The organism is Lysobacter sp. S4-A87 (assembly GCF_022637455.1).
In the GTDB taxonomy this organism is placed as follows: domain Bacteria; phylum Pseudomonadota; class Gammaproteobacteria; order Xanthomonadales; family Xanthomonadaceae; genus Lysobacter_J.
Genome location: NZ_CP093341.1, coordinates 1,524,531 through 1,548,221, shown reverse-complemented (window position 1 = coordinate 1,548,221; position 23,691 = coordinate 1,524,531). Strand labels below are relative to the sequence as shown.

Annotated in this window: 26 protein-coding genes; 11 read left to right on the top strand and 15 right to left on the bottom strand. The window is 67.6% G+C overall.

The annotated features are described in order from the left end of the window. Positions 1 to 86 precede the first annotated feature (86 nt). A complete protein-coding gene (locus MNR01_RS07065) occupies positions 87 to 1,073 on the top strand; it encodes a hypothetical protein (RefSeq protein ID WP_241920214.1) in 987 nt (328 codons plus the stop codon). Positions 1,074 to 1,094: 21 nt separating this feature from the next. Here the strand turns inward: MNR01_RS07065 and MNR01_RS07060 are convergent, their stop codons facing one another. Beyond that, positions 1,095 to 1,649, bottom strand: a complete 555-nt coding sequence (locus tag MNR01_RS07060; protein ID WP_241920213.1) for a DUF2058 domain-containing protein — start codon at positions 1,647 to 1,649, stop codon at positions 1,095 to 1,097. 95 nt (positions 1,650 to 1,744) lie between these two features. Between MNR01_RS07060 and MNR01_RS07055 the strand changes: the two genes are divergently transcribed. Further along, positions 1,745 to 2,287: a M48 family metallopeptidase gene (locus MNR01_RS07055; protein WP_241920553.1), complete on the top strand. Its 543-nt coding sequence runs from the start codon at positions 1,745 to 1,747 to the stop codon at positions 2,285 to 2,287. An 84-nt stretch (positions 2,288 to 2,371) separates the two neighbouring features. Beyond that, positions 2,372 to 4,393 (top strand): M13 family metallopeptidase, encoded by a 2,022-nt coding sequence (locus MNR01_RS07050; protein WP_241920212.1) that lies wholly within the window; start codon positions 2,372 to 2,374, stop codon positions 4,391 to 4,393. A 126-nt stretch (positions 4,394 to 4,519) separates the two neighbouring features. Here MNR01_RS07050 and MNR01_RS07045 read toward each other — a convergent pair whose 3' ends face one another. Then, positions 4,520 to 5,173, bottom strand: a complete 654-nt coding sequence (locus MNR01_RS07045) for a hypothetical protein (protein WP_241920211.1) — start codon at positions 5,171 to 5,173, stop codon at positions 4,520 to 4,522. A gap of 162 nt (positions 5,174 to 5,335) precedes the next feature. On the opposite strand from MNR01_RS07045, the gene MNR01_RS07040 reads away from it, so the two are divergent. Next, entirely contained in the window at positions 5,336 to 5,740 is a 405-nt protein-coding gene (locus MNR01_RS07040) for a GFA family protein (RefSeq protein ID WP_241920210.1), read from the top strand. Positions 5,741 to 5,791: 51 nt separating this feature from the next. Here the strand turns inward: MNR01_RS07040 and hemE are convergent, their stop codons facing one another. The 5 genes from hemE to MNR01_RS07015 form a co-directional block, all read right to left on the bottom strand. Beyond that, a complete protein-coding gene (gene hemE / locus MNR01_RS07035; protein WP_241920209.1) occupies positions 5,792 to 6,883 on the bottom strand; it encodes a uroporphyrinogen decarboxylase in 1,092 nt (363 codons plus the stop codon). 138 nt (positions 6,884 to 7,021) lie between these two features. After that, positions 7,022 to 7,276, bottom strand: coding sequence for a WGR domain-containing protein (locus MNR01_RS07030; protein WP_241920208.1), 255 nt, complete (start codon positions 7,274 to 7,276; stop codon positions 7,022 to 7,024). 112 nt (positions 7,277 to 7,388) lie between these two features. Further along, positions 7,389 to 8,495 (bottom strand): 3-dehydroquinate synthase, encoded by a 1,107-nt coding sequence (gene aroB / locus MNR01_RS07025; RefSeq protein ID WP_241920207.1) that lies wholly within the window; start codon positions 8,493 to 8,495, stop codon positions 7,389 to 7,391. After that, complete coding sequence (locus tag MNR01_RS07020) at positions 8,492 to 9,076, bottom strand: shikimate kinase (RefSeq protein WP_241920206.1); 585 nt, start codon at positions 9,074 to 9,076, stop codon at positions 8,492 to 8,494. Before MNR01_RS07020 ends, aroB begins: the two co-directional genes overlap by 4 nt. Positions 9,077 to 9,150: 74 nt before the next feature. Continuing rightward, the gene (locus tag MNR01_RS07015; RefSeq protein ID WP_241920205.1) at positions 9,151 to 10,020 is read right to left on the bottom strand and encodes a kinase; all 870 of its coding nucleotides are present in this window, start codon (positions 10,018 to 10,020) and stop codon (positions 9,151 to 9,153) included. A 17-nt stretch (positions 10,021 to 10,037) separates the two neighbouring features. Here MNR01_RS07015 and pdxH point away from each other — a divergent pair, with 17 nt between their 5' ends. Further along, positions 10,038 to 10,640 (top strand): pyridoxamine 5'-phosphate oxidase, encoded by a 603-nt coding sequence (gene pdxH, locus MNR01_RS07010; RefSeq protein ID WP_241920204.1) that lies wholly within the window; start codon positions 10,038 to 10,040, stop codon positions 10,638 to 10,640. 17 nt (positions 10,641 to 10,657) lie between these two features. Further along, positions 10,658 to 11,452, top strand: a complete 795-nt coding sequence (locus MNR01_RS07005) for a cobalamin-binding protein (protein WP_241920552.1) — start codon at positions 10,658 to 10,660, stop codon at positions 11,450 to 11,452. A gap of 2 nt (positions 11,453 to 11,454) precedes the next feature. On the opposite strand, the gene MNR01_RS07000 is transcribed toward MNR01_RS07005, so the two are convergent. The 3 genes from MNR01_RS07000 to MNR01_RS06990 are packed head-to-tail and all read right to left on the bottom strand — an operon-like array spanning position 11,455 to position 13,517. Continuing rightward, complete coding sequence (locus MNR01_RS07000; RefSeq protein WP_241920203.1) at positions 11,455 to 11,928, bottom strand: DUF4426 domain-containing protein; 474 nt, start codon at positions 11,926 to 11,928, stop codon at positions 11,455 to 11,457. Between the two features lie 32 nt (positions 11,929 to 11,960). After that, the gene (proC, locus tag MNR01_RS06995; RefSeq protein ID WP_241920202.1) at positions 11,961 to 12,806 is read right to left on the bottom strand and encodes a pyrroline-5-carboxylate reductase; all 846 of its coding nucleotides are present in this window, start codon (positions 12,804 to 12,806) and stop codon (positions 11,961 to 11,963) included. A gap of 54 nt (positions 12,807 to 12,860) precedes the next feature. Beyond that, positions 12,861 to 13,517 carry a YggS family pyridoxal phosphate-dependent enzyme gene (locus tag MNR01_RS06990; RefSeq protein ID WP_241920551.1) on the bottom strand — a complete coding sequence of 219 codons (657 nt, stop codon included), beginning with the start codon at positions 13,515 to 13,517 and terminating at the stop codon, positions 12,861 to 12,863. Positions 13,518 to 13,701: 184 nt separating this feature from the next. Here MNR01_RS06990 and MNR01_RS06985 point away from each other — a divergent pair, with 184 nt between their 5' ends. Both MNR01_RS06985 and MNR01_RS06980 read left to right on the top strand, forming a co-directional pair. Further along, on the top strand, positions 13,702 to 14,739 hold the full coding sequence (locus tag MNR01_RS06985) for a type IV pilus twitching motility protein PilT (RefSeq protein ID WP_241920201.1): 1,038 nt from the start codon (positions 13,702 to 13,704) through the stop codon (positions 14,737 to 14,739). Between the two features lie 121 nt (positions 14,740 to 14,860). After that, positions 14,861 to 16,006, top strand: a complete 1,146-nt coding sequence (locus MNR01_RS06980) for a PilT/PilU family type 4a pilus ATPase (RefSeq protein ID WP_241920200.1) — start codon at positions 14,861 to 14,863, stop codon at positions 16,004 to 16,006. Between the two features lie 140 nt (positions 16,007 to 16,146). Here the strand turns inward: MNR01_RS06980 and MNR01_RS06975 are convergent, their stop codons facing one another. Together MNR01_RS06975 and MNR01_RS06970 are read right to left on the bottom strand one after the other, a co-directional pair. Then, positions 16,147 to 16,710 carry a DNA-3-methyladenine glycosylase I gene (locus MNR01_RS06975; protein ID WP_241920199.1) on the bottom strand — a complete coding sequence of 188 codons (564 nt, stop codon included), beginning with the start codon at positions 16,708 to 16,710 and terminating at the stop codon, positions 16,147 to 16,149. A gap of 3 nt (positions 16,711 to 16,713) precedes the next feature. Further along, a complete protein-coding gene (locus tag MNR01_RS06970) occupies positions 16,714 to 18,441 on the bottom strand; it encodes a Zn-dependent hydrolase (RefSeq protein ID WP_241920198.1) in 1,728 nt (575 codons plus the stop codon). A gap of 90 nt (positions 18,442 to 18,531) precedes the next feature. Between MNR01_RS06970 and MNR01_RS06965 the strand changes: the two genes are divergently transcribed. From MNR01_RS06965 to MNR01_RS06955, 3 genes are read left to right on the top strand one after another with little or no spacing between them, the layout of a single operon-like run. Beyond that, on the top strand, positions 18,532 to 19,098 hold the full coding sequence (locus MNR01_RS06965; RefSeq protein ID WP_241920197.1) for a YqgE/AlgH family protein: 567 nt from the start codon (positions 18,532 to 18,534) through the stop codon (positions 19,096 to 19,098). Next, the gene (ruvX, locus tag MNR01_RS06960) at positions 19,098 to 19,595 is read left to right on the top strand and encodes a Holliday junction resolvase RuvX (RefSeq protein ID WP_241920196.1); all 498 of its coding nucleotides are present in this window, start codon (positions 19,098 to 19,100) and stop codon (positions 19,593 to 19,595) included. Before MNR01_RS06965 ends, ruvX begins: the two co-directional genes overlap by 1 nt. Positions 19,596 to 19,641: 46 nt before the next feature. After that, entirely contained in the window at positions 19,642 to 20,571 is a 930-nt protein-coding gene (locus MNR01_RS06955; protein WP_241920195.1) for an aspartate carbamoyltransferase catalytic subunit, read from the top strand. A gap of 12 nt (positions 20,572 to 20,583) precedes the next feature. Here MNR01_RS06955 and MNR01_RS06950 read toward each other — a convergent pair whose 3' ends face one another. From MNR01_RS06950 to mgtE, 3 genes are all read right to left on the bottom strand, one after another. Beyond that, a complete protein-coding gene (locus MNR01_RS06950; RefSeq protein ID WP_241920194.1) occupies positions 20,584 to 21,294 on the bottom strand; it encodes a tetratricopeptide repeat protein in 711 nt (236 codons plus the stop codon). Positions 21,295 to 21,376: 82 nt separating this feature from the next. After that, positions 21,377 to 22,171 carry an alpha/beta hydrolase-fold protein gene (locus MNR01_RS06945; protein ID WP_241920193.1) on the bottom strand — a complete coding sequence of 265 codons (795 nt, stop codon included), beginning with the start codon at positions 22,169 to 22,171 and terminating at the stop codon, positions 21,377 to 21,379. 46 nt (positions 22,172 to 22,217) lie between these two features. Then, positions 22,218 to 23,579 (bottom strand): magnesium transporter, encoded by a 1,362-nt coding sequence (mgtE, locus tag MNR01_RS06940; protein WP_241920192.1) that lies wholly within the window; start codon positions 23,577 to 23,579, stop codon positions 22,218 to 22,220. Positions 23,580 to 23,691: the final 112 nt, after the last annotated feature.

The following is a 23,691-nucleotide window of genomic DNA, read 5'->3' as shown; positions in this document are numbered from 1 at the left end:
TTCCACCAGGGGGACTACGAATGAACCAGCCGTTGCAATCGCCCATGCGCGCAACCCAGGCACTCCCCGGTCGACGTTGGCCGCACGTGCTCGGCATGCTGGCACTCACGACGGCGCTGGGCGTGGCGGCCGCGCGGGCCTATGCGGCGTCGGGCGCGGGACAAGGGGCGTGGAATGTCATCGCCGTTGGCCTGGCGCTGGTTCCGCTTGCAGTCGGATGGATCATGGTCGGTCTGCGCAAACCGCTGCGCGTGTCCTGGGTCTGGTTCTTCTGCCTGCTCACATTCGTGGCTGGCCTGCAGTACAACGGTCGCCCCTTCCCGAAGCGCGACATGGCACTGCTTGACGAGCGTGTCGCGATGGCGGCGATCGCCCATCAGGCCCTGGACGCCGACGACGGCTCCGGTCGCCCCGTGGTCGCTGCGCTCTCCGCCCGCGACCAGCAATGGTTGGCGTCCGGCGTGGTTCCGCGTTCGGACGCCGAGATCGTCCGCTTCATTCGCCTGAGCTTCCAGGACGCCGCGAGCCGCTGTGGCAAGGAACTCGTCGAACTGGATCGCCAGCTCGCGACGATCCCGATGGAGGACGTGCTGGCGCCCGGGAACCTGACCACGCACGAGCGCATCGACTGGGGCCGACGGCAGGTGCACGCGGCCATGGATGTGATGGGCCTGCAGATGAAGGTTTCCGACGGTGCGCTCGGCGAGCTCGACGCAGCACTGCAGGGAAAGGTTCCCGAACGGGGCCAATGGCTGAAGTTCTGGAACGGCCACAGGGCCTCCCAGGCAGTGCGACTGGATCGCAGTCGGCGGATCCTGGAAACGCAGAATGCCGCGCGTGCCGAGTACCTTGCGGTGCTGGACATGATGGACGCCCTGGTGGGGTCGACATCATTCGATGAGGGCGGCCTGTACTTCTCCGACGACGCGGCAGTGGACCGCTACAACGCCCGCATGGACCGGATTGAAACGCTCGCCGCGGAGATCGACCGGCTGGCAGCGGAAGACCAGCACGCCACGCGCACGGCGCTTGGCAACCTTGCAGACATCAGCGGGGCCAGGGCTGCGCGGTGATAGCACCGGGTCGCCGAGCGATCACCAGATCAGGTCGTCGGGAACCTGGAACCGCGCGTAGTACGCATCGTCTTCGGAGGTTGCGGCGGACGGCGCGGTGCCGGCCTCCTGGCCATGGTCGAGCACGATCATGCTGGCGTCGCGTTCACGCACCTTGTCGGCGGCCGCGCGCGGCAGCAGTTCGTAGCGGTCGTCGAGGCGGGCGATAACGAGCACGCCGGAGGACAACTTCCTGCGCAGGTCCGCATCGACCAGCAGGGTGCGGATGGCGCCGTCGGCGGTGAAGCGGTACTCGCTCTCGCCCGTGCGCGGTACCTTCCTGTCCTCGATGATCTGCCGCGCCTGGGCGCGAAGTTCGGCGATGCGTGCCTGGGCTTTGCGCTCCGCCGCCAGTGCGCGGTCGCGCTCGGCCTTCTCGGCCCGTGCCCGCTCCGCTTCCAGCTGGATCTCGCCGGGCCCGGACGGACCCTTGGCGTGCCGGGCCTTGTTCTGCTCGCGCGCCACCTCGGCCACCTTGGACTTCTTGACGAGGCCCGCCTTGAGCAGTTGTTCCTGAAGCGGATTCGCCTTCGCCATGTCGCTGCTTCTAAGTTGCTGGTTGGTCGCTATTTCTAGCCGGGTATTTCCGGCCCATTATACCCCTCGACCCCGCCACCGCCGTCCCCGTGCCGATGCAGGACCTGAAGTACCTCGCTGGCTACCCGCCGCATCTGCAGGCGCGCGTTCGCGAGCTGATCGAGCAGGATCGGCTGGGCACGATGCTCGCCGACAAGTACGGCCAGGCGCACGCGGTTCGCAGCGATGGCCAGCTGTACGACTACGTCCAGGCACTCAAGGACCGCCACCTGCGCAAATCGGTGCCCCTGGGCAAGGTGCTCTATGACAGCAAGCTGCAGGTGATGAAGCATGCGCTCGGCACCCATACTGCGATCTCGCGCATGCACGGCGGCAGGCTCAAGGCCAGTCGCGAGATCCGCATTGCCACGGTGTTCCGCGATGCGCCTGCCGAGTTCCTGAAGATGATCGTCGTGCACGAGCTCGCGCACCTGAAGGAAGCCGACCACAACAAGGCCTTCTACCAGCTGTGCACGCACATGGAGCCCGACTACCACCAGCTGGAGTTCGATCTGCGCCTGTTCCTTACCCATCAGGACCTTACCCATCAGGACCTGACCCACCTGGACCTGACCCACCTGGATCGCGGGCAGGAATAGCCGGGGAGGGCAGGACTTCCGGGACGGGTCCGGGGGAACCCTGCGGCTATAGTGGCGGCCACCATCCCAGCAAGGGGCGTTGCCGTGATCAGGTCCAGCCTTCCGCTCGTCGCGTTGTTGGCCGCCGCCACCACCGCATCCGCCGGCGCCGTGCACGGGATACATCCCGAAGACATGAACCGCAACGGCGATGCCTGCACCGATTTCTTCGACTACGCCAACGGTGCATGGCGGCAGCAGAATCCGATCCCCAACTACATGGACCGCTGGAGCCGCCGCTGGCAATCGGGCGAGGTCAACAAGGAACACGTGCGCGACATCCTCACCGAGTTGTCCGCGCGCACGGACTGGCCCAGGGGCAGCGCGGGCCAGCTGGCCGGCGACTTCTACGCCGCATGCATGGACGAGTCGCGCGTCGATGCGCTGGGCAACAAGCCGGTGCGGCCGTGGCTGGCCGAGGTCGACTCGATCAAGGACAAGGCCGGGGTGCAGCGCATGATCGGAAAGCTGCAGGACGTGGGCGTGGCCGTGCCGTTCGCGGTGTTCGCCGGCGAAGACCTGCACGAGCCGTCCAGGACCATTGCGCACATCTACGCCGCCGGCCTTGGCATGCCGGACCGCGACTACTACATCAAGGACGAACCGCGTTTCGTCGAGGCGCGGGCGAAGTACCTCGTGCACGTGGCGAAGATGTTCGAACTGGCAGGCATCCCGGCGGCGCAGGCGCGGCAGAACGCCGACTCGGTGTTCGCCTTCGAGAAGCGCCTGGCGCAGGCCTCGTTCGACAACGTGCAGCTGCGCGACCCCAAGCTCCAGGACAACCCGACCGCGTTCTCCGACCTGGCCAAACTCACGCCCAGCTTTGACTGGGCGAAGTACTTCGATGCCGCCGGCATGCCGCGCAATGCGTTGAACGTGACCCAGCCGAAGTTCCTGCAGCAGGTCGAAACGGAGCTGGCGACGACCCCGCTCCCGCAGTGGAAAACCTACCTTCAGTGGCAGGTGCTCAACACCGCCGCGGACTCGCTGTCGCAGCCGTTCGTCGAGGAGAACTTCGCCTTCAACGGTAAATTCCTGACCGGCGCCACCGAGATCAAGCCACGCTGGAAGCGCTGCGCCGAACTCACCGATACCCAGCTCGGCGAGGCGCTCGGCCAGAAGTACGTGGAGAAGTACTTCCCGCCGGAAGCCAAGGCGCGCATGCAGGACATGGTGAAGAACATCCTGGCGGCGATGGACGACACCATCCGCGGCCTCGACTGGATGGACGAGGCGACCAAGAAGAAGGCCCTGGAGAAGCGCTCGACCTTCTTCCCGAAGCTGGGCTATCCGGACAAGTTCAAGGACTACAAGGGCGTCGTAGTTTCGCGGGATTCGGCCTGGGACAACCTCGTCGCCGCGTCGCGCTGGAACGTCGCCGACAACCGCAGCCAGGTCGGCAAGCCGACCGATCGCAGTCGCTGGGGCATGACGCCGCCGACCTCGAATGCGTACTACAACCCGCTGCAGAACGAGATCGTGTTCCCGGCCGGCATCCTGCAGCCGCCGGCGTTCGACGTGAACGCCACCGACGCCGTCAACTACGGCGCGATCGGCGTGGTCATCGGCCACGAGATCAGCCATGGCTTCGACGACCAGGGCGCGCAGTTCGACGCGCAGGGCAGGTTGGCCAACTGGTGGACACCCGAGGACAACAAGCAGTTCCAGGCGAAGGGCCAGTGCGTGGTGAACCAGTTCGAGGGCTACTTCATCGAGCCTGGCGTCCATCACAACGGCAAGCTGGTGCTGGGCGAATCCATCGGCGACCTCGCAGGCGCCAAGCTCGCCTACCGCGGCTACCTGAAATCGCGCGAAGGCAAGGGCCCGGAGCCGACCATCGACGGGTTCACTCCCGAGCAGCAGTTCTTCATCGCGTGGGGCCAGTGGCGTGGTGACGAAACGCGCATCGAGACCCAGCGCAGCATGATCCAGGGCGACCCGCACCCGATCGCCAAGTTCCGCGTCAACGGGCCGCTGTCGAACCTGCCGGAGTTCCGCCAGGCCTTCCAGTGCAAGGCGGATGCACCGATGGTCCGGCTGCAGGCGGATCGTTGCGAAGTGTGGTGAAGCGCGGGAACTGAGCTGGCCGGCTGCACTCGTCAAAGGCCCGCCCGGTGGCGGGCCTTTGATCGTCGAATGCGTCGGGGAGCGAGTGTGGTGAAGCGCGTTCCGGTGCGGGTTTACATGGACGCGCTACTTGACGCGTTCCGAAACGTTGATCGAGTTCCACTCCCAGGTCTTGCCCTCATCGGTGGAGAACGCCTGGCTCCAGATCGGCAACTGCGGGTTGCGCACGTCCCATCGGAACACCACGATGATCTTCTTGCCCTTGTAGGTATCCCGGGCGAAGAAGTGACCGACCTTGTTCTCGAACGATCCGACGACCGGCGGGTCCAGGCGCCCGGAGTTGCCGTCCGCCCAATAGATGCTCCACAGCCGTGTCGCGGGATCGAACAGCCGCAACGCAACGCCTTCGTACGGTTTTCCCGCGCCATGCTCGGTGTACTTGTCGATGTTGCCGAGGCCGTCGAGGATCTGGTGCATCTCCACGCGGGACGCGAAGTCGATCCATTCCGTCGAGCCGGTGAGCCGGGATTTCAGTTTCCGGTTCCTCAGCGTCCAGTTGCCGACGAGGTAGTCGAAGTCGTGCCGCGACGACGTGGCCGACGGAGCGATCATGAGTGCACCGTTGCTGTCCAAATGCAGCGGCGGGATTGCCAGCGTGGTGTCGGGCACAAGCGCGGGATCCACACGCGGCGCAGCACCGCAGGCAAGGGGCAGCGCCGCAGCTGCGAGCAGGATCCACGCACAGCCGTGCACGCGAAACTGCGTGGTGGCAACCATCATGGTTCGTCCTCCGGATTCAATGTGCCCGGCCGACCATGCAGGCAGTCGAGTCCGGGATGATCACCGGCGCGATATCACACCCCTGCCGCGTTGAGAGAGCGTGAAGACGTGCGGTTGCTTTATCCTCCATGGATCGTCCCTGGATGGAGGTGGAGGAGTTTGATGCAAAAGACCTACAACGGAAGTTGCCATTGCGGTGCGGTCCGCTTCGAGGCCGATATCGACCTCAGCGCCGGAACGGGAAAGTGCAATTGCTCGGTGTGCACGAAGACCCGCAACTGGGGCGCCATCGTCAAGCCCGAAGCGTTCCGGCTCCTGTCGGGTGAAGACGCACTCGTCGACTACCAGTTCGGGACGATGAGCGCGCACCACCTGTTCTGCAGGCATTGCGGCGTGCGCTCGTTCGGCCGTGGTTACGTCGAGGAGATCGGTGGCGAGTATGTGTCGGTGCAGGTCGCGTGCCTGGACGACGCGACTGCGCAGGAGCTGATCGCGGCGCCGGTCCACCATGCCGATGGGCGCAACAACAACTGGGGGAATCCGCCGCCCGAGACCCGGCATCTTTGAACGGGTCGTAGTACCGGCGGGCGCACCGGCAGCGGTGCGCCCGCAGTGCCGTCAGCGCGCGCTGAGCTCGTGCACCGCCGCCACCAGTGCGGCGACGTGGTCGGGGCTCATGTCCGGCGACATGCCATGGCCGAGGTTGAAGACGTGGCCTTCGCGCGAGCCGCCATTGCCGGCGGCGTAATCGTCGAGGGCACGGCCGACTTCGCGGCGGATCGCTTCGGGCTGCGCGTACAGCGTCACCGGATCGAGGTTGCCCTGCAGCGCGACCTTGCCACCGGTGCGGCGTGCGGCATCACCCAGTTCCACCGTCCAGTCGACGCCCACGGCCTCGGTGCCGCTGGCCGCCAGTTCCTCGAGGTAGGCGCCATTGCCCTTGCCGAACAGGATCAGCGGCGTCTTGTCGTCGCCACGCGGCAGTTCCTGGGCGATGCGCTTGAGGTAGCGCAGCGAGAATTCGCGGTACATCGACGGCGACAGCACGCCGCCCCAGGTGTCGAACACCTGCAGCGCCTGCGCGCCGGCCTGGCGCTGCGCGTCGAGGTAGGCAATCACCGAGTCGGTGACCACGTCGAGCAGCTTGTGCATCGCCGCCGGGTCGTTGAGGGCGAGCGACTTCACCTTCGAATAGTTGTCGCTGCCACCGCCTTCGACCATGTAGCAGGCCAGCGTCCACGGGCTGCCGGAAAAGCCGATCAGGGGCACGCGGCTTTGCCCGGTACCGTCGTCGAGCTCGCGACGGATCGTGCGCACCGCGTCGGTGACGTAGCGCAGCTCGCGGTCCATGTCGGGCACGGCGAGGCGGGCGATGTCGTCGTGGTTGCGGATCGGGCGCTCGAACTTCGGGCCCTCGCCTTCGACGAAGTACAGCCCCAGGCCCATTGCGTCGGGCACGGTCAGGATGTCGGAGAACAAGATGGCCGCATCCAGCGGGAAGCGGCGCAGCGGCTGCAGCGTGACCTCACAGGCCAGCTCGGGGTTCTTGGCCATGGCCAGGAAGCTGCCGGCGGCGGCACGGGTGGCGCGGTACTCCGGCAGGTAGCGGCCGGCCTGGCGCATCAGCCACACCGGGGTCGCGTCGACCGGCTCGCGGCGCAAGGCGCGCAGGAAACGGTCGTTCTTGGGGGGCGTGGCGGCTGCGGTCATTGCGGATCCTTCGGCGCGGGGGGGCGCATGGTTCGGGGGCGCGTGATCCAGTCACGCGGGGCGGCATTATCGCCGCTGGAGGCGCCTGGCTGGCGACCCTTTCGACGGCACCTGGGCACCGGACTGTTGCGGCAAGGGCTACTTCGGGGCGTCGGCGCCCTGTACGAACATCAGCTGGAAGCCGCGCTTGAGCTGCTGGTCGCGCGCCTGTTCGAGCGCTTCCAGGGCACTGGCCTGGTCGAGGAACTGCTCCCGCCGCAGCGTACTGCGGCCGCCGATCTGCCCCGATTCGCGCACCAGGGTCCAGCCGCCGAGCAGGTCGGGCTGGAGCATCAGTTGCACGAAGCGCGGCGCTTCGCGGCCGTCCGGCCGTTGTTGCAGTAGCAGGCGCATGCCCGGATTGTACGGGAGCAGGCCCACCCGCCGTAGCCCGGGTAAGCGAAGCGCACCCGGGGTAGTAGTAGCCCTGGCGGTCCCGGGTGCGCTTTGCTTACCCGGGCGACGCTCAGCCGGTGCTGAGCACTTCGAGTACGCGCTCGTCCGGCACGCCCCGGACCACGCTGGCCAGGCCGGCGTGGTCCCAGAGGATGAAGCGCAGTCCACCGGCCTCGGCCTTCTTGTCCAGGCGCATGCGTGACAGCAGGGCCTGCGGGTCCAGGCCATGCGGGATCGCGGTCGGCAGGCCGAGGCGTTGCAGCAGCGTCTGCAGGCGTTGTGCGTCGGCCGCGGGGGCACGACCCAGCGCGGTCGACAGCCGCGCCGCCAGGACCATGCCGACGGCAACCGCCTCGCCGTGGTTGAGCGAATCGCTGCCGGCGCCGGCGTAACCCTGCTCGGCCTCGATCGCGTGGCCGAAGGTGTGGCCGAAGTTGAGCAGGGCGCGTTCGCCGTGCTCGTAGGGGTCGCGCGAAACCACTTCTGCCTTGTACAGGCACGAGCGCGCGATCGCCTCGGTCAGTGCCATGTCGTCGCCGGCCAGCAGCGCCGATGCGTGCGATTCGAGCCAGCCGAGGAAGTCGGCGCCGAAGACCGCGCCGTACTTCACCACTTCGGCCAGGCCGGCACTGAGTTCGCGCGGCGGCAGCGTGCGCAGCACCGCCGTGTCGGCAATGACCGCGCGCGGCGCATGGAACGCGCCGGCCAGGTTCTTTCCCGCCGGCAGGTCGACGCCGGTCTTGCCGCCCACCGACGAGTCGACCATCGACAGCAGCGTCGTCGGCATCTGCACGACATCGATTCCGCGCATCCAGCAGGCCGCGGCGAAGCCGGCGAGGTCGCCGATCACGCCGCCGCCGAGGGCGACCACCGCGGCATCGCGCGTTGCACCGAGCCGTGCCAGCGCATCCAGGCATTCGCAGAAGCGCGACAGGGTCTTCTCCTGCTCGCCGGCCGGCATCACGAAGCGCGCAACCTCGATGCCCGGTCGCGCGGTGCGCACGGTCTGCTCGACACGGTCGGCGTAGAGCGGGGCGACGTTGCTGTCGCTGACGATCAGGGCATGGCGCCCGCGCAGCACGTGGCTGATGCGAACCGGATCGGCCAGCAGGCCCGGTCCGATGCTGATGTCGTACAGCGATTCGCCTTCGACCCTGACGGTGCGCATCGTGCTCATGTCGGTTCCTTGCTGTGCGCGCGCTGCAAGCCGGCGTCGATCCGTGCAGGCGCTTCGCGGTGCCAGTGCGTTTGCAGCTCCTGCGCGAGTCGCGAAGCGACTTCGGTGGCGGTGTAGTGGTTGGTGTCGAAGCGCAGGTCGGCAACCTGCGCGTACAACGGCTCGCGTTCGGCGGCCAGCGAGTGCAGCACCTGCGCGCGATCGCCGCGTGCGAGCAGTGGGCGGCTGCGGTCGCGGGCCAGGCGTTCGATCTGGCGCTCGACGCTGACGTGCAGGTGGACGACGAAGCCGCGCTCGCGCAACTGCCTGCGATTGTCCGGGTCGAGTACCGCGCCGCCGCCGGTGGAGAGCACCATGCCATCGTCGGCAAGCAGCTCGGCCAGCATGCTGCGCTCACGCGTGCGGAAACCGGCTTCTCCCTCGCATTCGAAGATGGTGCTGATGTTGGCGCCGGCGCGCTGCTCGATCTCGTGGTCGACGTCGACCAGGCGCAAGCCGAAGCGCTCGGCGAGGACGCGGCCGATGCACGACTTGCCGGCGCCCATGGGGCCGACCAGGATGAGATTGCCGGTGGAGTTCATCCGTCGATTGTAGCCAGCCGCGACGGCTACGGTACTCGCGTGATCTTGACGGGATGCGGCGTAGCTTCGATTGCTCAGCGCTGACCGGATCCGGTCAGCGGCAGCCGCCGCGCATCCAGCGGAAGTGTCCATTCGGCAATGCCGGGCAACCGCCGCAGCGCCTGCCGGCTGACGCGCTCGAACAGCTGCACGAATCGCTGCAGCGCGGCCTCGCTCATTGCCTGCCGCGCGGGCGCCTGGTGCGCCCGGCGTGCGCGCGCCTGCGACGCCAGCGCCTGTTCCTGCTGCCAGCGCCACTGCGGCACCGCTTCGAAGCCCGGGGGCTGCAGGAACAGCAGGCGATCCAGCCGCGACCACAGCGGCGGATAGTCCCGGGCCAGAGCCTCGTTGCAGTAGCGGCGCCAGCCGCCATCGGGGTCTTCGTCGCGCTCGACGGCATTGATCGGCTCGCGCAGCTCATCGGTCGCCTGTGCCGGCGTCTTCAGGAACCAGCCTTCGAACAACGCCAGGTCGACCTCGCGCGCCCACGGCCAGCGCGACGGCGGCAACCGCGTGTCGGCGAGCTTGTCGAAGCGTGGCAGCCGCACCGGCTTTCCCTCGCGCAACGCATCGAGCGTGGCGCACGCCAGCGCCACGTCGTGCGTGCCAGGCGGCCCGCGCGTGGCCAGCAATGGGTGCACTTGATGACCGAGCTGCAGCCGTTGGCGCCGTCCGAGATAGAAATCATCGATCGACAGCACCGCCACGCGCAAGCCGCGACCACGGGCGAGGGTGGCGACCTGGGCCGCCAGCGTCGACTTGCCCGATCCCTGCAGTCCGGCGATCGCATGGATGCGACTGCCGTGTGCCAGGGCGTCATCGAGCACCTGTTCGACCAGCCACGGGGCGAAGCCGGGGGACGCAACTGCGGGCGAACTCGCGGAGGGATGCAGCCGTGGCGACATCGGCCCACAATAGCGCAATGGATACCCCCGCCCTGCTCAACGAAGCCCTCGTCACCTTCGCGCAACTGTTCGCCGAGGCCGGTCAGGCCGGCGAGCCCGATCCGACCGCGATGTACCTGGCCACTGCCGGCCTGGATGCGCGGCCGTCGGTCCGCACCGTGCTGCTCAAGGCGCACGACGCACGCGGCTTCGTCTTCTACACGCACCTGGACGGACGCAAAGGCCGCGAGCTGCAGGCCAACCCGCATGCGGCGCTGCTTTTCCATTGGCCGCGCGTGCGCGAAGGCGTGCAGGTGCGCATCGAAGGGCCGGTCGAAATCGTCAACGACGACGAAGCCGATGCCTACTTCGCCCTGCGCCCACGAGGCAGCCAGCTGGGCGCCTGGGCGTCGAAGCAGTCGGAGACGCTGGATTCGCGCGAGACCTTCGAGCAGCGCCTGGCCGACGCCGGACAGCGCTTCGAGGGTCGCGACGTGCCGCGGCCGCCGCGCTGGACCGGGCTGCGCGTACGGCCTTCGCTGATCGAGTTCTGGTACGGGGCCAACTACCGCCTGCACGAGCGGCAGTGCTTCGAACTGGACCGCGCCGGTGAGTGGCACAAGCGGATGCTGTATCCGTGAGCCCGGCGGGCAGGACCGTGGGGCCGCAGCGCATCGTCTGCCTCACCGAGGAACCGACCGAAACGCTCTACGCGCTGGGTGAGCAGGACCGCATCGTCGGCATCAGCGGCTTCACCGTGCGCCCGTCGATCGCGCGCAGGGAAAAGCCCAAGGTCAGCGCATTCACCAGCGCCAAGATTGGCGAGATCCTCAAGCTGCAGCCGGATTTCGTCATCGGCTTCTCCGACATCCAGGCCGAGATTGCCGGTGAACTGATCCGCCACGGCGTCGAGGTATGGATCAGCAATCACCGCAGCGTCGACGGCATCATCGACTACGTCCGCCGGCTGGGTGCGCTGGTGGGCGCGGCCGATCGCGCCAACGCCTATGCCGACCAGCTGCAGCGCGGGCTCGATGCAATCGCCGATGAAGCGGCGAAGCTGTCGCGGCGACCGAAGGTGTACTTCGAGGAATGGGACGAGCCGCCGATCACCGGCATCCGCTGGGTTGCCGAACTGGTGCGCATTGCCGGCGGCGACGACATCTTTCCCGAGCGCGCGGCCGAGTCGCTGGCGAAACAGCGGATCCTGGAGGATGCGGGCGAGGTGGTGCGACGCGCGCCGGACATCATCCTGGGCTCGTGGTGCGGGAAGAAGTTCCGGCCGGAGAAGGTGTCGGCGCGACCGGGCTGGGATGCGATCCCGGCGGTGCGCGACGGCGAGCTGCACGAGATCAAGTCGCCGATCATCCTGCAGCCCGGGCCGGCGGCGTTGACCGACGGCGTGCGGGAAATCGCCGCGATCATCCGGGCGTGGTCACTGCGGTCGACCTGACCTCACCGTGGATAGAAATCCCGCGTGAACTGCATCGTCGATGTCGCCCCGTTCTCGCGCACGACCGTCACGTCGAAGCGCAGCGTGTCCGGCGGCGTGGCCTCGGCGGTGCCGATGTAATCGAGCAGGTCGCCGCTGCGCAGTTCGCGCATCTCGATGTTCTGGCGGCGGCCGCGCAGGTCGGTGGCGGTGGCGGTGATGCGTGCCGGCAGCGCGACTTCCTGTGCTTCCGGGCCCTGGCGCACGGCGACCAGCAGCATCACCGTGTTGTCGGCGCGGCTGATGCCGTACTGGCTGGCCACGCCCGGCGACAAGGCCGAGGTCTGCATCGCGTTGGCACGGACGCTGACATCACCGACGCGGCTGACGGCTTCGCCCTGCGGGGCGGTGGCGGCCGGCGTGGCCGGCGGCGGGGCGCTGCCGCTGCAGCCGGCAAGGCCGGCGATCAGCAACGCCAGGGTGGGGGCAATGCGCATGCGGGGTCTCCTCAGGCAATCAGTACTTGGCGTCAGTGGTTGGCCGCGGACAACTGCCGGCCACGCTCGGTGGCGGCGGCGATGGCGAGGGCGACCAGTTCGCGGAAGCCGCCGGCCTCGAAGGTTTCGATCGCGGCCTGGGTGGTGCCGCCGGGCGAGGTCACCCGGGCACGCAGCACGTCGGCCGGTTCGTCGAGGCGGGTGAGCATCGTGGCTGCGCCGAGCAGGGTCTGCTGGACCAGTGCCCGCGCCGCCTCGGGTGTCAGCCCCTGGGCGACGCCGGCCGCCTGCATCGCTTCGGCAAGCAGGAACACATACGCCGGGCCACTGCCGGACACGGCGGTGACCGCATCCATCCGGCTTTCGTCGTCGATCCAGACCGTCGGCCCGACCGCATCGAGCAGGCCCGCGGCATGGTCGCGCTGGTGGGCATCGGTCTGGTCGTTGGCGAACAGGCCGGTGATGCCGACGCCGAGCAGGGCTGGCGTATTGGGCATCGCCCGGACTACGGCCAGGCCACCGCCCAGCCAGCCATCAAGCTGGGCAGCGGTGATGCCGGCCGCGATCGAGATCACCAGCGGTCGCCTGGCCTGTGCGACTTCGGCAAGTTCGGCGCAGACGCTGGCCATCACCTGTGGCTTGACCGCGAGGATCCACACATCGGTACCGGCCGCGGCTTCGGCGGCATTGCCGAAGGCCTGGATATGGAAGTCGCGTTCCAGTGCTTCGCGCAGGGCGTCGGCCGGTTCGGCGACGTGCACGCTGTCGGCCGCCTGGCCTCGTGCGATCAGGCCTCCGATGAGGCTGCGCGCCATGTTGCCGCCGCCAATGAAGGCGATGGCGCCGGAATGGGTCGTGGGGGATTCGATCTGGGGCATGCAGGGGAAAAAGGCGAATGACGGTCGGGGCCGGTCATCGAGGATAGCAAGGCGTCAGCCCGGCCTCGGCCGGGCGCCGAACAGCGCGGTGCCGATGCGCACCATGGTCGCCCCTTCGGCGATCGCGATGGCATGGTCGTCGCTCATGCCCATCGACAAGGTATCGAGGTCAGGGTGCGCGGCACGCAGGGCCTCGAACAGCTCCCGGGTTCGGCGGAACGCACCGCGTCGCCGTTCGGGATCGGGGTGGGGCGTCGGGATGGCCATCAGCCCGCGCAGGCGCAGGCGCGGCTGTGCGGCGATGGCATCGGCCAAGGCGTACACGTCCCCGGGCTGGCAGCCGTGTTTGCTGTCTTCGTCGTCGATATTGACCTGGATCAGCACGTTCAGCGCTGGCCGGTCCGCCGGCCGGTGCTGCGCCAGCGCCGCCACCAGCTTGGCCCGGTCGACGGTCTGGACCCAGTCGAACAGGGTCGCCGCTTCCCTGGCCTTGTTGGACTGCAGATGGCCGATCAGGTGCCACTCCAGGCCCAGGCCGGCCAGGGCCGGCTGCTTGGCGGCGGTCTCCTGCACGTAGTTCTCGCCAAAGGCGCGCTGGCCGGCGGCCGCCAGTTCCGCGACGGCCGTCGCATCCTGGGTCTTGCTGACGGCGAGCAGCCGCGGCACTGGCCGTCCAGCTGCCTCCGCCGCGTTCTCAAGCTTGAGTTGCATGTCCTGCAGGGCGCTGGCGCGCACGTCTCAATTCCTGTCTAAAGTGCTGGAAAGATGGCGAGGTTAGGGGGCTATACTGCGGCGCAGGGGTAGTTTGGTTCCACTACGGGGCGCTTCAAGTGCCCTGTGTTCAAGGTACTGATCTTCAAGTCAGTTTTTCCAGTGGCAGTGCAGGGGAGCACGCATGGATATCGCCGAACTTCTGGCGTTTTCGGTAAAGAACAAAGCATCCGACCTGCACCTGTCTGCGGGCTTGCCTCCGATGATCCGGGTCGACGGCGACGTCCGCCGCATCAACATCCCGGCCCTGGACCACAAGCAGGTGCACGCGCTGGTCTACGACATCATGTCGGACAAGCAGCGTCGCGACTTCGAAGAATTCCTCGAGGTCGACTTCTCCTTCGAGATTCCCGGCCTGGCGCGTTTCCGCGTCAACGCCTTCAACCAGAACCGCGGCGCCGGTGCGGTGTTCCGTACCATTCCCTCGGAAGTGCTGGCCCTGGACGACCTGGGTTGCCCGCCGATCTTCCGCGAGCTGATCGACCAGCCGCAGGGCCTGATCCTGGTGACCGGCCCGACCGGCTCGGGCAAGTCGACCACGCTGGCGGCGATGATCGACCACATCAACAAGAACGAATACGGCCACATCCTCTCGGTCGAGGATCCGATCGAGTTCGTCCACACCTCGCAGAAGTGCCTGATCAACCAGCGCGAAGTGCACCGCGACACGCACGGATTCAACGAAGCGCTGCGCTCGGCCCTGCGCGAAGACCCCGACTACATCCTGGTCGGCGAGTTGCGCGACCTGGAGACCATCCGCCTGGCGCTGACCGCCGCGGAAACCGGCCACCTGGTGTTCGGCACCCTGCACACCTCCTCGGCGGCCAAGACGGTCGACCGAATCATCGACGTGTTCCCCGCCGGCGAAAAGCCGATGGTGCGCTCGATGCTGTCGGAGTCGCTGCGCGCGGTGATCTCGCAGGCGCTGCTGAAGAAGGTCGGCGGCGGTCGTACCGCGGCCTGGGAAATCATGGTCGGCATCCCGGCGATCCGTAACCTGATCCGCGAGGACAAGGTCGCGCAGATGTACTCGTCGATCCAGACCGGCCAGCAGTACGGAATGATGACGCTCGACCAGCATCTGCAAGACCTGGTCAAGCGCGGCCTGATCCTGCGTCCGCAGGCGCGCGAGTACGCCAAGGACAAGCGTCTTTTCGAATGATTGAACACCCTCCTCTCCCGCCAGCGGGAGAGGACAGGCCGCCACAGGCGGCCGGGGTGAGGGCAGTTTCGTCAGTCACACGCCGCACCGGCCGGGGAGCCTGGCGGCACTGGAGTAACGCATGAGCAGCAGCACCGGCGGCAGCATCGATTTCACCTCGTTCCTCAAGCTGATGGCGCACCAGAAGGCGTCGGACCTGTTCATCACCGCCGGCATGCCGCCGTCGATGAAGGTCCACGGCAAGATCTCGCCGATCACCCAGAACCCGCTGACGCCTCAGCAGAGCCGCGACCTCGTCCTCAACGTGATGACGCCGCAGCAGCGCGAGGAGTTCGAGAAGACCCACGAGTGCAACTTCGCGATCGGCGTCGCCGGCGTCGGCCGCTTCCGCGTCAGCTGCTTCTACCAGCGCAACCAGGTCGGCATGGTGCTGCGCCGGATCGAGACCAAGATCCCGTCGGTCGAGGAACTCAACCTGCCGCCGGTGATCAAGACGCTGGCGATGACCAAGCGAGGCATCATCATCTTCGTCGGCGCGACCGGCACGGGTAAGTCTACGTCGCTGGCGGCCATGATCGGCTACCGCAACCTCAACTCGACCGGTCACATCATCACCATCGAGGACCCGATCGAATTCGTGCACAAGCACGAGGGCTGCATCATCACCCAGCGCGAAGTCGGCATCGACACCGACAGCTGGGACGCGGCGCTGAAGAACACCCTGCGCCAGGCGCCGGACGTGATCATGATCGGCGAGGTGCGTACCCGCGAGGGCATGGACCACGCGATCGCCTTCGCCGAAACCGGCCACCTGGTGCTGTGCACGCTGCACGCCAACAACGCCAACCAGGCGATGGACCGCATCATCAACTTCTTCCCGGAAGACCGCCGCCAGCAGCTGCTGATGGACCTGTCGCTGAACCTCAAGGGCGTGGTCGCGCAGCAGCTGATCCCGACCCCGGACGGCAAGGGCCGGCGCGTGGCGATGGAAATCCTGCTCGGCACGCCGCTGGTGCAGGACTACATCCGCGACGGCGAGATCCACAAGATCAAGGAAGTGATGAAGGAGTCCGTGCAGCTGGGCATGAAGACCTTCGACCAGAGCCTGTTCGAGCTGTACCAGGCCGGCGAGATCAGCTACGAGGACGCGCTGCGCTACGCCGACTCGCAGAACGAAGTGCGCCTGCGCATCAAGCTGGCCCAGGGCGGCGACGCCCGGACGCTGGCCGCGGGCATGGACGGTATCGAGGTCGCTGAAGTGCGCTGAAGTGCGCTGATATCGCGCCATGAGCCGTACGAAAAAGCCGGGCACATGCCCGGCTTTTTTGTTGCATCACGTAGCCCGGGCAAGCGAAGCGCACCCGGGTTTCGGGCGATGAAGCCCCGGGTGCGCTTCGCTTGCCCGGGCTACGGGCGCCGCCAGGGCGGATCGAGCGGCGGCTTGAGCTTGATGATCCGCGCCTGCACCGGGCAGCTGTCGCGGTGCGCGCCGGGCAGATAGCCCAGGCTCATCAGAAACTCGCCGGTGATCTCCCCGCCGGTGAAGCGGAACGCCTTCTTGAACAGCTTCACCCAGTCGGCCTTGTCGCGTCGCTTGCCATCCACCTGCATGTTCGCGTCCAGCCACTGCGCGAAGCTGCCGTGCGAAGCGCGCAGGCCCTGGATCACCTGGGCGTTGTGGATCGCCGCGTCGACCTTCAGCCGGTTGCGGATGATCCCGGCATCGTTGAGCAGCCGCGTGCGATCGGCCTCGCCGTAAGCGGCGACCTTGTCGATGTCGAAACCGTCATAGGCGCTGTGGAACCCTTCGCGCTTGCGCAGCATGGTTTCCCAGCTCAACCCGGCCTGGTTGATCTCCAGCACGAGCCGCTCGAACAGCACGGCGTCCTCGCGTTGCGGGAATCCGTACTCGCGGTCGTGGTAAGGGCCGTGCAGCGGGTGGCCGGGTGCGTAGTCGCAGTAACCGGACATCGCTTACGGCTTGCCCGCTGCGAACTGCTCCAGCCCCAGCACGCCGGCGCCCTGCTCGAAGCGGATGTCCACCGGGATCTTCGCGTCCTTGAGCCGTCCCAGGTCCGCGGCCAGCTCCGGCTTGATCATCCCCAGCGTCTCGGTCATGCGCTTGGCCTCGGCGTAGTCGCCATCGCCCTGCACCTTGAGCAGCTTGGCGCTGAGGGCGTTCATCGCTGCGCGCATCTTCTCGAAGTCGACGCGATAGCGGCCATCCGGGTCGCGGCTGAAAGCGCCCTGCTCAGCGAAGAAGTTGAACCGCACCATGTTCGCCTTGCCGTGCGCATCGCTGGCACCGAAGCGCACTGAGCGCAGGATGCCGGCAAGGAACGTCACGTAGCCATCCATCAGCTTGCTTTCTTCCAGCTCGCCCTGGCGGCTGAGCGCATCGATCATGTACAGGCCGAGGATGTCGGCCTTGCCTTCCTCGAAGCTGGACGAGTATTCCTTCAGCGCCTCGTCGACCGTGCCCTTGCCGTCGAGGGTCTTCTTGATGCCCAGGCCGTGCGCGACCTCATGGAACATCACGTCCTCGAAGAAGGCATCGAAGGTCACGTGCTTGAGCTGGTCGGCGGCGATCAGTTCCTTCGCGATCGGGGTGAGGATGGCGTCGAACTTCGCCTTCATCACGTTCTCCAGCTGCAACCGGCGCGTGCCCTTGGCCAGCTGCACCTCTTCGTCGTTGGGCAGGTTGATGGCGATGGTCTTGGCGCCGACGTTGGCGTTGCCGCCGTAATAGACGACCTGGTAGGCGTTGAGGTCGGCCGCCGAGCCCGGAACCTCGGCCTTGTACCTCTCCTCCACCGGCAGGCCTTTCTGCAGCGCCGGCAGGAAGCTGGCGAAGCGGGCGAGCTTCTTGCTCCACTCCACGTCCTTGACCAGCACCAGCCCTTCGTACGCGGCCTTGTAGCCGAACAGCTGGTCCTCGTAGGTCTCGATCGGGCCGATGACGATGTCGACCGGGTTGGTCTTCATCTCCATCCAGGCCATGTCGCTGGGACGGAAGTTGTCGTCGAGCAGGGCCGTTGCGCGGATGGTCAGGTAATCGGCGAAGGACTTGTCCACACTCAGTGCGGCGGCCTCGCGCAGCAGCGCGGCGGCACGTTCGAGGTCGGCCTTGTAGGCCTGGTGATAGGGCACGGTGACCAGCTTGCCGTCCACGCGCCGCAGCAGGGTGTAGTTGGAGGTCTTGTCGGGCAGCGTGGCCGCCTCGAACTCGGCCTTGGTCATGTCGGCCGGATAGAACGGGCCACCCGGCGGGCGCGGACCGACGCCTTCGATGATCGGGCTGTCTTCGTTGAGGCGGTCCCATGGGCCGAAGTTGACCTCGACCAGTTCACGCGTGGCCGCATCGGGGGCGCGCGCGAGCAGGGCGGCACGGTCGCCGTCCCAGGACTGCTTCCAGTAGATGTCGTTCATGACCTCGCTCGCCTGAACAAGCTTGGCGATCATGCGTTTGCCCGCGTCGTCGAAGCCGGACAGCTCGGCCTTGAGCGGCACCAGCGCGTAGTCGCCGGCATGCGCGGCGGCATAACCCGATGCGGCCGGTGCGGCCTGCGCCGCCGGCTTGGCCGGCTCCTGCGGGGCTTGCGGCTTGCAGGCGGCCAGCGCGAGCCCGGCCAGGCAGGCCACGGCAAGGACGCGAAGGCGGGTGGAGTGCGCGAGCGGAGCGGACCGGGTCGAAGCTGTCATGGCGGCGGCACGTCGAGGACAGGGAAAGTCGCCATCCTACGCCCGCGAAGGTGCGGCACACATCGCGCAACGCGGGCTAGAATGTTGGCCATGTCAGTGACTCCCACGCCACTTGCCAACCAGCTGCTGATCGCGTTGCCGGCCCTGGCCGACTCCAACTTTGCACGCAGCGTCGCCCTGATCTGCCAGCACGATTCCGATGGTGCGATGGGGCTCGTCGTCAATCGTCCGTCCGAATACACGCTGGGCGAGGTGTTCGGGCAGATGGGCCTGGAAGGCGGCGACCCTTCGCTGCTGTCGCAGATCGTCCTCGCCGGCGGCCCGGTCCACCCCGAACGTGGCTTCGTGCTGCACGACGGCGGCTCGCAGTGGGATTCGACCCTGGCCATCACCGAACGCCTGTTCCTGACCACCTCGCGCGACATCCTCGAAGCGATGGCGCGCGGCGACGGCCCGGACAACGCGATCGTGGCCCTGGGCTGCGCCGGTTGGGGTTCGGGCCAGCTCGAGCAGGAGCTGACCGAGAACGACTGGCTGACCGCGCCGGCCGACGCCGAGCTGCTGTTCGAGCTGCCGCTGGACGCGCGCTGGCAGGCCGCGGCCGGGCGAATCGGCGTCGATTTCGCCTACCTGGCCGACTACTCCGGGCACGCCTGATGGTGGACGCGGCGGACAAGGCGTCTCCGATCCGGCGCGACGGCACCGTGCTCGGCTTTGATGTCGGTGCGCGCCGGATCGGTGTCGCCGTCGCCAGTGCGTTCGGCCACGGCGCCCGCGCCCTGGCGGTGATCGACGTCCACGGCCATGGCCCCGACTGGACCGCGATTGACCGGCTGCGCAACGAGTGGCGCCCCGACGGACTGATCGTCGGCGACCCGATGAGCCTGGACGGTGGCGACCAGCCGATCCGCCTGCGCGCCCATGCCTTCGCCCGCGAACTGCACGCACGCTACGGCTTGCCGGTGGTGCTGGTCGACGAGCGCATGAGTTCGATCGAGGCGGCGCAGCGCTTCGCCTCCGATCGCGCCGAGGGCCGCAAGCGCCGCCGCGATGCCGAGGCGCTGGATGCAGTGGCGGCGGCGGTCATCATCGAACGCTGGCTGGCCTCGCCCGACGACGCCCTGGATCTTTCCGAACTGCCCCATCCCACTTGAGCCCGTCGGCTGCACCGCCGATACGGACCCACCTGCACAGCGACCCATGAACGCACCGCACACGCACCTGCCGCGCCACCTGCTGATCCTGCAAGACCTCGAACGCGGCGCGCTCGATGCGCTGCTCGTTCGCTCGCAGGCTTTTGCCGAGGGGCATTACGACCGCCGCGCGCTCGATGGCATCGCCGTGTGCACGCTGTTCTTCGAGCCGTCCACGCGCACGCGCATGAGCTTCACCCTTGCCGCTCAGCGACTGGGTGCGGACGTGCTCAACTTCGATGCCTCGACCTCGTCGACGCGCAAGGGCGAGACCGCGCTCGACACCCTCAAGAACCTCGAGGCGATGGGCGTGCGCGGTTTCGTCGTGCGCCACCAGGACGATGGTGCGGTCGCCGGCCTGTCCGGGCACGTCAACGAGGGCACCGTGCTGGTCAACGCCGGTGATGGCCGCAGCGCGCACCCGACCCAGGGCCTGCTCGACATGCTGACCCTGCGCCAGGCCAAGGGCGCGGACTTCTCGAAGCTGAAGGTGCTGATCGTCGGCGACGTCAAGCATTCGCGCGTCGCCCGCTCGGACCTGCAGGCGCTGCGCGCCCTCGGCACCGGCGACATCCGCGTCTGCGGCCCGGCCCCGCTGCTGCCGGATGACGGCACGCTGCGGGGCTGCAACGTCTCGCACGATCTGGATGCCGCGCTGGAAGGCGTCGACGCAGTGATGATGCTGCGCCTGCAGCGCGAGCGCATGGAAGAAGGCCTGATCGCCTCGCTCGACGACTACCACCGCGATTTCGGCCTGACCAGCACCCGCCTCAAGCGCGCCGCGGCCGATGCCGTGGTGATGCACCCGGGTCCGATCAACCGCGGCGTCGAGATCACCGACGAAGTCGCCGACGGCCCGCAGTCGCTGATCCTGCGCCAGGTCAGCAACGGCGTGGCGGTGCGCATGGCGGTACTGGAAGCGTTGTTGCGCGGCTGACGACGCGTCGCCCTACAGCCTCTGGCCGCGGCGCTCGCGGATGTACTTCAGTTCGTTCTCGGCGACCGGGCTGGCAGGGTCGGTTTTCAGCGATTTCACGTAGTACGCCTCGGCCTGGTCCAGGTCGCCAAGCTCGATCTGCGCGTAGCCCATACCGCGCAGCGTCGCCGCCAGTAGATAGCGGTTGCTTTCGAACTTCTCGATCAGTTCCATTGCGCGCTGATAGGTTGCCAGCCCCTCGCCGGGGCGTCCGATGATGTTGAGCAGATAGCCGCGTTCGGCAAGTGGCTCGGCCCAGTACGGGGCCATGGCACTGGCCTTGTCGAGCATCACCAGGGCCTGCTCGGGCTGCTTGAGCTCAATGAGCAAAAAGGCGCTCATCTTGTAGGCACTGGGGCAGGCCATGTCGACCCATTCGATGGGAACGTCCTTGGCGGACGCCTCGACATAGGCTTCGTATTCGGCGGCGCTGGCGACGCTGACCATTGCATGCCCCGGCGCGGCCAATCTGTCGCAGAACTCGAGCACCGGGCGTTGCAGCGCCTGCGCACCTGCCATGTCACCCCGCTTCACCGCCGCGACGACCTTGGCGTTGTCTTCGCGGTACTGCGAGCCCAGTTGCGGCTCGGCGTAAGCGGAGCCCATCGGTGTGATGACCGTCTCCACCTGCGACCATGCCGGAAACGATGCAACTGCAAGCCAGGCCACCAGGGCCGTCGTCATCCTGATCATGCTCAATCCCCCCGAGGTTGTACCAATTCTTACCCGATTGCCCTGCGCTGGCACCGTCCACGGGCATCGGGCATCAGCGCCGCCGCTGCGCAAACACCCAGGTCCACAGCTCCGGCGTCGCATACGTCGGATCCCAGACGTCATGCCCCACGCCGGCCAGCTCGCTGTAGCGCACATCGGCGCCGACCCGGCGCAGCGCCTCGGCCATGTGCCGTGACTGGTCCGGGGTGACCGCATCGTCGTTGGCGCCATGGAACAGCCACATGGGCAGGTGCTGCAATCGCTGCGCCGCGGCCGCGAACGGATCCGGCGCCTGCACCACCCCCTCGACCTGCAGCCGTTCGGGCACGCCGGGCGGCTGGGTGATGCCGCCGCAGACCGGCACCAGCGCGGCAAAATGCAGCGGCTCCATCAACGCCAGCTCATACACGCCGTAGCCGCCGCGCGACAATCCGGTCAGGACGATACGGTCCTGGTCACCGTCGAATTCGCGCACGCTCGCATCGAGCGCGGCCAGTGCCATGCGCGCATTCGCTCCGTCCCACGACTGGCCCTCGGGCGACTGCGGCATCACCACGATCGCCGGGAAGTCGGACAGGTGCTTGCGCAGATACGGCCCCAGGCCCACCTCGGTCTGTATCTGGTTGTCGCTGCCGCGCTCACCGGAGCCGTGCAGGAACAGGATCACCGGCGGATGGCGACCGCCGGCCTGCGCCGACGGCACGAACACCTGGTAGCGATGCGTGGCGCCTTCCACCTGCAGTTCGCGCTCGACAAAGCGGCCGCTGGCGTCGCGCGCTGGCCGGTGTGCGCAGGCGCTGGTCAGGGCCACGAGCAGCAACACGATCAGGCGTGACACGTTCGACATCGACAAGCCTCCGGATGCGAAGACGCCGCCACGTCAGGGGGCAGGGCTACCGCAGCAGGATGAGCGTCGCCAGGCCGAGGAACGTGAAGAACCCCATGACGTCGGTGACGGTGGTCAGGAAGATGCCGCTGGCCAGCGCAGGATCGAATCCGGCGCGCCGCAGCGTCACCGGCACCAGCACGCCCGCCACCGCCGCGAACAGCAGGTTGAGGGTCAGGGCCACGCCAATCACCAGCGACAGACCCACGCTGTGGAACCACAGCAGCACGATCAGCGCCAGCAGCGTGCCCAGCACCAGGCCGTTGAGCAGCGCCACGCGCGCTTCCTTCCACAACAGCGTGCGCACGTTGGCCGCACCGACCTGGCCCAGGGCAAGGCCGCGGACCATCAGTGCCAGCACCTGGGTGCCGGCGTTGCCGCCCATGCCGGCGACGATCGGCATCAGCACCGCCAGCGCCACCAGCTTGTCGATGGTGTCGGCGAACTCGCCGACCACGCTCGCGGCCAGGAACGCCGTGCCCAGGTTGATCGACAGCCAGATCAGGCGCCGCCGCATCGCGCGCCAGACCGGGCTGAAGAGGTCTTCGTCCTCGTCCAGGCCGGCCGCGCTCAGCGCCTGGTGCTCGGCCTGGTTGCGGATGATGTCGACGACGTCGTCGATGGTGATGCGTCCGAGCAGGATGTTGTTTTCATCGACCACCGGCGCGCTGAGCCAGTCATGGTCGGAGAACTTGCGCGCGACCTCGTTCGCCGATTCCTCGACGTCGATGGCCGGTTGCTCGTCGTCGATCAGCTTGTTGATCGACGTGCCCGGGTCGTGGGTCAGCAGCGCGGCCAGCGCGAGCCGGCCCAGGTACTGGTGGCGACGGCTGACCACGTACAGGTGGTCGGTGTGCTCGGGCAGTTCGCCGCGCAGCCGCAGGTAGCGCAGCACGACGTCGACGGTGGTGTCGGTGCGGACCGTCACCACGTCGGGGTTCATCAGGCGGCCGGCGGTGTCCTCCGGGTACGACAGCACCTGCTCGAGCCGTTCGCGGTTCTCGCGGTCCATCGACTTGAGGACTTCGTCGATGACGGTGTCGGGGAGGTCCTCGACCAGGTCGGCAAGGTCGTCGATCTCCAGTTCGGAGGCCGCGGCGATGATCTCGTCCGGGTCCATCTCCGCCAGCAGGCTCTCGCGCACTTCATCGCCGACGTGGACCAGCACCTCGCCGTCGTCCTCGGCATCGACCAGGCCCCACACGATGGTGCGCTTGGCCGGCGGCAACGACTCGAGGAGGTTGCCGATCTCGGCGGGGGAGAGGGTGTTGACGAGCCGGCGCACCGGACCCAGACGGCCGCTGTCGAGCGCATCGGAAAGCAGGCGCAGCTGGCGCGCGGTCTTGTCGTGGCGGACGGCTTCGGCCATGCGGGGCTTCCGGTGGCGCATCGCACCACGATGGCGCGACAGGGCTAGGTGTTCATGGCGCGCATTATCGCCCCTGGGGGCAATAAAGCCCAGCCCGGCAAGTTCGCATCAC